The sequence below is a fragment of the Streptomyces sp. 8K308 genome (assembly GCF_004348315.1).
In the GTDB taxonomy this organism is placed as follows: Bacteria; Actinomycetota; Actinomycetes; order Streptomycetales; family Streptomycetaceae; genus Streptomyces.
On record NZ_SMKC01000375.1, the window covers coordinates 1 to 6501 of the forward strand.

Genomic DNA, 6501 nt, shown 5'->3' on the forward strand with positions numbered 1-6501 from the left:
CCTCCCACCCGTCCGCCTAGCCCGAGACCGAGGTATCCGCACATGAACGTCGACTGGGCCACGCTCGGCCAGGTCATCCTGGTCTCGGTGCTGCTCACGGTGGCGGTCGTCGGCCTGTTCTCGGTCGGCATCAGGGCCGGCCTGAGCCGCTCGGCCAAGCCGGCCGCCAGGCCGGCCGGCTACTTCTCCTTCGCCCTGTGCGCCGCGGCCGTCGGCTACGGCATCTTCATCATCACGTCCTGACCGGGCGGCGCGCCGCCCGGTCAGGCGACGATCCGGCCGCGCAGCACCACCCGGCGCGGCCGGGCGAGTTCGGTGACGTCGCGGCGCGGGTCGGCGTCGTAGACGACGAGGTCGGCGGGCGCGCCCTCGGTGAGCCCCGGCCGGCCAAGCCAGGCGCGGGCCCGCCAGGTGGCGGCGCCGATGGCCGTCACCGGCGGGATGCCGGCCCGGGTGAGCTCGGCGACCTCGCGGGCGATCAGGCCGTGACCGAGGCCGCCGCCGGCGTCGGTGCCGGTGAAGATCGGGATGCCGGCGTCGTGCGCGGCCCGCACCGTGTCGTAGCGGCGCTCGTGCAGCCGCCGCATGTGCGCGGCCCAGCGGGGGAACTTCCCGGCGCCGCCGTCGGCGAGCGCGGGGAACGTGGCGATGTTGACCAGGGTGGGTACGATGGCCACCCCGCGCTCGGCGAAGAGCGGGATGGTGTCCTCGGTGAGCCCGGTGGCGTGCTCCACGCAGTCGATGCCGGCCTCGACCAGGTCGCGCAGCGAGTCCTCGGCGAAGCAGTGCGCGGTGACGCGGGCGCCCTCGGCATGGGCGGCGGCGATCGCCTCGCGGGCCGCGTCCGCCGGCCAGCAGGGGCCGAGGTCGCCGCGCTCGCGGTCGATCCAGTCCCCCACCAGCTTGACCCAGCCGTCGCCGCGCCTGGCCTCCTGCCGCACCACGGCGGCGAGTTGGTCGGGCTCGATCTCGCGGGCGTAGTTGCGGATGTACCGCTTGGGCCGGGCGATGTGGCGGCCGGCCCTGATGAGGTGGGGCAGGTCCTCGCGTTCGTCCATCCAGCGGGTGTCGGCGGCTGAGCCGGCGTCACGCAGCAACAGGGCGCCGGCGTCGCGGTCGGTCAGCGCCTGGCGCTCCGCGGTGGCCGCGTCCACCGCGCCCTGGGGACCGAGGCCGACGTGGCAGTGGGCGTCGACGAGTCCCGGCAGGACCCAGCCCTCGACGGTGACCACCTCGCGTGCCAGGGACGGTCGTTGTCGGCTGATCCGGCCGCCGACCACCCACACCTCGTCCAACACCCCGTCGTCCATCGCCCCGTCGGGGCCCTCGGCTCCCGGGCCGACGAGCACGCGCCCCCTGATGTGCACCACCGCACTCTCACTCATGCCTCGGCAGCCTACAAATTGCCTGCTACGCTCCCCACTCGTTGGGGGCTTGCACGCAGGGACGAACGTTGCACGACCTGTCGTACGGCCTGTCGAACCATGTCGGCGGGCCAACGAGCCGCACACCGAGGAGGCCGGCGGGTGGCCAGCCCCAACGATGAGTTCCACGCCTTCTTCGAGCAGCACCACGCCGAACTGTCTCGGCTCGCCTATCTGTTGCTCGGTGGACCGGACGGCGCAGAGAGCGCGGACGACCTGGCGGCCGACGCGCTGGTGGCGATCTGGCACCACTGGGACCGGGTGCGCGCCGCGCGACATCCGCTCGCGTACGCGCGCGGGGTGGTGGCGAACCTGGCACGCTCGAGGATCCGCAGCAGGACGCGCGAGCGCCGCCGGATCGCGTTGTTCTGGTCGCAGCACGGGGAGCCGGCCGAGGGGCCCGACGTGCCGGCGATGCTCGACGTGCGGGCGGCGCTTCGCCGGCTGCCGTACCGTAAGCGAGCCTGCGTCGTGCTGCGGCACGCGTTCGACCTGTCGGAGCGGGAGACGGCGAGCGCGCTCGGCATCTCGGTGGGTACCGTGAAGAGCCAGACGTCGCGCGGCATGGCCGAGTTGGAGCGGATGCTCACCGAGGCGGCCGCGCCCACGGGCGAGGAGGACCCGAGGGGGCTCCTGCGTGGGCTCGGCTCCGGGCCTGTGGAGCGGCGGGGTTGGTGAGTACACCGGAGAGGTCCGATGCCAGAGCGTCCAGACGTCGCCCGGCTGCTGCGGGAGGCGGCCGAGGGGCATCTCCCTGACCGGGAGCGCATGCTGGCCCGGATGGCGCGTGGCGCTCCGCGTCGCGCGTCCAGGCCGGGTGTCGGGTGGAGCAGGGTGCTCGGCGCGGTGGTGGCGCTCGTGGTGACGCTGGGCGCGGCCTCGTTGGCCGTGCGCTCGACGGGCGTGGGCGGGGGCGGGGACGGCGAGCCGCCGGCGGCGGCGCCGGTGCTGAGTGCCTCCGGCCGGGTGAACGCGGGGAGCAACCCGTACTGGTCGCAGAGTGACCTGACGGTGGTGGTCGGCCGGCCGCTGACTTCGCTCTCGGTCGAGCTGCGGGTGGTGGCCGGCGACGGGGTCAGGGACACGGGGGCGTGGCGGACCCTGCCCGAGGAGGACTTCGAGCTGACCACGAGACTGACGGACGACCTGCTGGTGTTCCGCTGGGAGCTGCGTCCCGGGGCGGCGGTGCCGGCGGGTGAGCACGTGTTCGCGGGGCAGTACGACCACGATCTGGGGGCGCGGGACGCCTCGGGGGACCGCTTCCTGGTGGAGGGCACGGGACCCGAGGGTCCGGTGTCGGCGAGCGGCGCGTTCGGTTGAACGCGGCGCCATTCGACGAGCGTTCTCGCCGAACACTGGGATAATTCCTTCACTCTGGATTTCGCCGGGAATTGAAACCTCGTTTACCGTGGAATCCAGGCCAGGCTTGCGGGCCTCTTCTGCCCGGTTTCCCGGGTCGCAAACACCCTTTCGCCGCAATCCCGGAAGGTCACAACGACGACCACGCGCGACACACCATCGTTACAGAATCGCGACAAAACCCGCTCATGTGCCTGTTTTGCCCGGCAACTAACGGACAAACCATCCCCTTTTGCCGGATGCGACCCGAGGGACTACGCGCGCACGCGATAACACATACTCTCCACCCAGGTAACCCCTGCCCGCGATGCGATTTCACGATCCACTCGGTAAATTCGATCTGCATGACCCCCGCACAACCCGACCGTGCACGTGCAGCAGACGACGATTTTCCGAGCAGTCCGAGCAGTCCGAGCAGGCAGAGCAGAATGGACGGGGAATTTCTCGGGCTCGAACTCGAGAGCCCGCGACCCGAGGACGGGGCAGCGCTGTGGCGCCTGGCCAGGGACTCCCGGGTACTCGACCTGAACTCCCCCTACAGTTACCTACTGTGGTGTCGCGACTACGCGAACACGTCTATCGTGGCCCGCGACGCCTCCGCCGGACCCGTCGGCTTCATCACCGGCTACAGCCGCCCGGAGGCCCCGCGCACCCTGCTCGTGTGGCAGGTCGCGGTCGACCACGGGCACCGCGGCCGCGGCCTCGCCGCCGCGATGCTGGACACGCTGGCCCACCGGACGGGAGACAAGCTGGGGGTGGATGTCATCGAGACCACCATCACGCCGGACAACGTCGCCTCCGACCAACTCTTCACCTCCTTCGCCGCGCGGCACGACGCCCCGCTGACCCGGGAGGTGCTCTTCGCCGCCGACGCCTTCCCCGACGCGGGCCACCAGCCGGAGGTGCTGTACCGGATCGGCCCCATAGCCTCCGGCGCCACCACCGTCCTCAGCCAGTCCCCAGCCGTTTCCCTCAGCACCACCACCCCCACCAGGAGCTCGTCGTGACCATCACCCAGCCGGACCTGAGCGTCTTCACCACCCTGGAGTCCGAGGTGCGCAGCTACTGCCGTGGCTGGCCCACCGTCTTCGACCGCGCCCAGGGCAGCTACATGTACGACGAGGACGGCCACACCTACCTCGACTTCTTCGCCGGCGCCGGCTCGCTCAACTACGGGCACAACAACCCGCTGCTCAAACGCGCCCTGCTCGACTACCTGGAGCGCGACGGCGTCACCCACGGCCTGGACATGTCCACCACGGCCAAGCGGGCCTTCCTCGAGAGCTTCCGGGACGTGGTGCTGCGCCCGCGCGGCCTGGACCACAAGGTCATGTTCCCCGGCCCCACCGGCACCAACTCGGTCGAGGCGGCGCTCAAACTGGCCCGCAAGGTCAAGGGCCGGGAGTCGATCGTCTCCTTCACCAACGCCTTCCACGGCATGTCGCTCGGCGCGCTCGCCGTCACCGGCAACGCGTTCAAGCGCGCCGGCGCCGGCATCCCGCTGGTGCACGGCACCCCGATGCCGTTCGACGACTACCTGGACGGCCGCACCCCGGACTTCATCTGGTTCGAGCGGCTCCTGGAGGACGCCGGCTCGGGACTCAACAAGCCGGCCGCCGTCATCGTCGAGACCGTGCAGGGCGAGGGCGGCATCAACGTGGCGCGCGCCGAGTGGCTCCGCGGCCTCGCCGACCTGTGCCGGCGCCACGACATGCTACTGATCGTCGACGACATCCAGATGGGCTGCGGGCGGACGGGACCGTTCTTCTCCTTCGAGGAGGCGGGGATCGTCCCCGACATCATCACCGTCTCGAAGTCCATCAGCGGCTACGGCCTGCCGCTCGCGCTGACGCTGTTCCGGCCCGAGCTCGACATCTGGGAGCCCGGCGAGCACAACGGCACGTTCCGCGGCAACAACCCGGCATTCGTCACGGCGGCCGCCGCGCTCGACGCCTACTGGACCGACGGCCAGATGGAGAAGCAGACCCTCAGCCGCGGCGAGCAGGTCGAGGACACGCTGCGCATGCTGACCGCCGAGCACGCCTCGGCCGGCGCCTCCTACCGCGGCCGCGGCCTGGTCTGGGGCCTGACCTTCGCCGCCCCGACCCGGGCCACCGCCGTCTGCCGGCGCGCGTTCGAGCTCGGCCTGCTGATCGAGACCTCGGGACCCGAGGGGGAGGTGGTCAAGCTGCTGCCCGCGCTCACCATCAGCCCCGACGAACTGGACGAGGGCCTGCGCGTCCTCACACGCGCCGTCCGCGAGACCGACTGACGAGACCCACCGAAGGGAAACCCCACACCGTGATCGTTCGATCGCTCAGCGACATCGAGGGCACCGAGCGGGACGTGCACTCGGCGTCCGGAACCTGGCGCAGCAAGCGCATCATTCTCGCCAAGGAGGGCGTGGGCTTCTCGCTCCACGAGACGGTGCTCTACGCCGGCACCGAGACCTCCATGTGGTACGCGAACCACGTCGAGGCCGTGTTCTGCGTGGAGGGCGAGGGCGAGCTCAGCAACGACAACACCGGCGAGAAGCACTGGATCAGGCCGGGAACCATGTACCTCCTCGACGGCCACGAGAAGCACACCGTCCGGCCCAAGACCGACCTGCGCGTGCTGTGCGTCTTCAACCCACCCGTCACCGGCCGGGAGGACCACGACGAGAACGGCGTCTACCCGCTTCTCACCGAAGCGGCGACGACCGAGGCGTAAACGGAAGGAAGGAGCAGGCCACATGACCACCGCACCCGAACGCACCGCCGACCTGTACCCGACCCGAGGCACCGAGGAAGTGGCCACGCCGCGCCAGGACCCGGTGGTGTGGTCGGAGCCGGGCGCGCCGGGCCCCTTCGAGGCCGGCGAGCTCGCGGCCTTCGAACGGGACGGTTTCGCCACCGTGAGCCAGCTGATCACGCCGGACGAGGTGGCCGTCTACCGGGCCGAGCTCGACCGGCTGGTCACGGACCCGGCGATCGTGAACGACGACCGGTCGATCGTCGAGCCCAGGTCGGGGGAGATCAGGTCGGTGTTCGAGGTGCACAAGATCAGTCGGATCTTCGCCGACCTGGTCAGCGATCCCCGGGTGGTCGGCAGGGCCAGGCAGATCCTCGGCTCGGACGTGTACGTCCACCAGAGCCGGATCAACGTCAAGCCGGGCTTCGGGGCCAGCGGCTTCTACTGGCACTCGGACTTCGAGACCTGGCACGCGGAGGACGGCATGCCGCGGATGCGGGCCGTCTCGGTGTCGATCGCGCTCACGGAGAACTACGACACCAACGGCGGCCTGATGATCATGCCGGGCTCGCACCGCACCTTCCTCGGCTGCGCGGGCGAGACGCCGAAGGACAACTACAAGAGGTCGCTCCAGATGCAGGAAGCGGGGACCCCGTCCGACCGGGCCCTCACCGACTTCGCCGACCGGCACGGCATCAGGCTCTTCACCGGCGCGGCCGGCTCGGCGACCTGGTTCGACTGCAACTGCATGCACGGCTCGGGGGACAACATCACGCCCTATCCGCGCAGCAATGTCTTCATCGTCTTCAACAGCGTGGAGAACGCGGCCGTCGAGCCCTTCGCGGCGCCGATCCGCCGCCCTGACTACATCGGAGCGCGGGATTTCACGCCTGTTCGGTGAGGTGACCTGACCGCCTGCCGGCGTACCGGCTCGAAGGAGCGCGCCCGCCCGGCCAGGGCCGGGCGGGCGCGCTCCGCGGTGGCC

At 70.9% G+C, this 6501-nt stretch carries 8 protein-coding genes; 7 read left to right on the forward strand and 1 reads right to left on the reverse strand.

All coding sequences use genetic code 11. The features are described 5' to 3' along the window. The first annotated feature begins 42 nt into the window (after nt 1-42). The gene (locus tag E1265_RS31625; RefSeq protein ID WP_132934406.1) at nt 43-243 is read left to right on the forward strand and encodes a hypothetical protein; all 201 of its coding nucleotides are present in this window, start codon (nt 43-45) and stop codon (nt 241-243) included. Nucleotides 244-263: 20 nt separating this feature from the next. On the opposite strand, the gene E1265_RS31630 is transcribed toward E1265_RS31625, so the two are convergent. Next, on the reverse strand, nt 264-1385 hold the full coding sequence (locus E1265_RS31630) for an amidohydrolase family protein (protein WP_132934407.1): 1122 nt from the start codon (nt 1383-1385) through the stop codon (nt 264-266). Between the two features lie 141 nt (nt 1386-1526). Between E1265_RS31630 and E1265_RS31635 the strand changes: the two genes are divergently transcribed. The 6 genes from E1265_RS31635 to thpD all read left to right on the forward strand — a co-directional run bounded on the left by E1265_RS31635 (nt 1527) and on the right by thpD (nt 6417). Continuing rightward, a complete protein-coding gene (locus tag E1265_RS31635; RefSeq protein WP_243741249.1) occupies nt 1527-2102 on the forward strand; it encodes a SigE family RNA polymerase sigma factor in 576 nt (191 codons plus the stop codon). 18 nt (nt 2103-2120) lie between these two features. Beyond that, a complete protein-coding gene (locus E1265_RS31640) occupies nt 2121-2744 on the forward strand; it encodes a hypothetical protein (RefSeq protein WP_132934409.1) in 624 nt (207 codons plus the stop codon). 467 nt (nt 2745-3211) lie between these two features. Continuing rightward, a complete protein-coding gene (gene ectA / locus E1265_RS31645) occupies nt 3212-3790 on the forward strand; it encodes a diaminobutyrate acetyltransferase (RefSeq protein WP_132934410.1) in 579 nt (192 codons plus the stop codon). Further along, nucleotides 3787-5055 carry a diaminobutyrate--2-oxoglutarate transaminase gene (gene ectB / locus E1265_RS31650; protein WP_132934411.1) on the forward strand — a complete coding sequence of 423 codons (1269 nt, stop codon included), beginning with the start codon at nt 3787-3789 and terminating at the stop codon, nt 5053-5055. The genes ectA and ectB overlap by 4 nt, the downstream gene beginning before the upstream one ends. 29 nt (nt 5056-5084) lie before the next feature. Continuing rightward, a complete protein-coding gene (locus E1265_RS31655) occupies nt 5085-5495 on the forward strand; it encodes an ectoine synthase (RefSeq protein WP_132934412.1) in 411 nt (136 codons plus the stop codon). A 22-nt stretch (nt 5496-5517) separates the two neighbouring features. Next, nucleotides 5518-6417, forward strand: a complete 900-nt coding sequence (gene thpD, locus E1265_RS31660; RefSeq protein ID WP_132934413.1) for an ectoine hydroxylase — start codon at nt 5518-5520, stop codon at nt 6415-6417. Nucleotides 6418-6501 lie beyond the last annotated feature (84 nt).